The 1560-nt window shown below is 34.2% G+C and carries 2 protein-coding genes; one reads left to right on the plus strand and one right to left on the minus strand.

From position 1 onward, the window contains the following. Positions 1–108: 108 nt before the first annotated feature. On the minus strand, positions 109–471 hold the full coding sequence (locus U9R42_14660; protein ID MEA3497266.1) for a hypothetical protein: 363 nt from the start codon (positions 469–471) through the stop codon (positions 109–111). Positions 472–725: 254 nt separating this feature from the next. Between U9R42_14660 and lipA the strand changes: the two genes are divergently transcribed. Then, a partial coding sequence (gene lipA, locus U9R42_14665; GenBank protein MEA3497267.1) for a lipoyl synthase occupies positions 726–1560 on the plus strand: 835 nt, incomplete at its 3' end.

Here is a 1560-nt window from a genome sequence, read left to right on the forward strand (position 1 = left end):
CAAATAAGTTTTGCAGATTTATTAATAGAACAGAATCGTAAAAAAGTTAGAAAAGATAAATAAAGCAGATAAAATAAAAGTTATCAAGGGTTGAAAATGTGAATTAAATCAATCCCAGCAAGCTGTTAAATAGAATTTCACTTTATCTTTCTTGCATTTAGGGCAATGATGATGACCTTCTAAAAGAAAATATCTATTAAAATCATTAATTCTCCAATCGAAAACATAGTCGTTGTCTTCTTCATCAAGTAGAGCATCTCTGATCTCACCATAGTAACTCACTTTGCGTTTGCATTTAGGACAACGATTGAACTTTTTAATACCAAATTCATTAAGGATATTTCTCGTGAAAACAGTTTCACAATGATCACAGTAGAAAGGTAATGCACATTCAGTCATGAAGTTTCTGAAACCACCACCTAAGAGTAGTTCCTCTGACTCATAACCACAACCGCATTCTGCTTTTAACATACTACCCATTGTTACTCATCCTGTATGATTGAACTCAATTAACATTCATTAAACTAAAGCAAACTTCAAACCATTACCTAATCTAAAAATCAGCAGGGCTTCTTCCACCTTTGCCACCCTGATAATCACACATGTACAAATCATAGTTGTCTCCACTGTTCATTTATCTATAGTATAATAAGAATTATATGAATATACAAAAAGATTCTCAATAAATCACTTCCCAAAACAGATAAGTATTCTTAAATTACAACATGCAAAAAAAACGAAAAATAAACAAAACAAAACCAAACTGGCTAAAAACAAAAATTCCCGGCGGGAAAAATTACATTGCTGTAAAAAACATAGTAAAAAAAAACAATCTACACACAGTTTGTCAAGAGGCATTCTGTCCTAATTTACCTGAATGTTGGTCTAACGGAACGGCTACATTTATGATACTCGGTGACACTTGCACGAGAAATTGTAGATTCTGCGATGTGAAAACCGGAGCACCTAAAATTCCCGATGACAATGAACCAAAACGAGTTGCAAATGCAGTAAAATTGATGAAATTGAAATTCGTAGTATTGACATCTCCTACTCGTGATGATATTCCTGACGGCGGTGCGGATTTTTGGGCGATGACTATCAAGACAATAAAAAAGGTAAATCCAAATTGTAAAATAGAGTTGTTGATACCTGATTTTAAAGGCGATTTGGAAAGTTTACAAACAGTTCTCGATGCAAAACCTGATATTCTTGGACATAATTTAGAGACAGCGGAATCGCTTTATGAAAATGTCCGACCGGAAGCGAATTATCAACAATCATTGACTTTACTTCAGAATGCAAAAAAACTCGGTGCAATCACAAAAACAGGAATTATGGTTGGATTGGGCGAAACCGAAGATGAAATTATTCAGATTATGAGAGATGCTCATCGAGTTGGAGTTCGATATTTTACACTCGGTCAATATCTGCAACCAACAAAAGAAAACACAGTTGTTGAAGAATTCGTAACTCCAGAAAAATTTGAATACTACAGAAAAATCGGCATGGAAATTGGTTTTCAACATGTAGAATCCGGACCATTGGTCAGGTCTTCTT

The sequence above is a fragment of the Bacteroidota bacterium genome (genome assembly GCA_034723125.1).
Taxonomy (GTDB): Bacteria; Bacteroidota; Bacteroidia; order CAILMK01; family JAAYUY01; genus JAYEOP01.

Coding starts and splice junctions, on each gene's coding strand:
- U9R42_14660 (MEA3497266.1), bottom strand. CDS start 471: ATGTTAAAAGCAGAATGCGGTTGTGGTTATGAGTCAGAGGAACTACTC.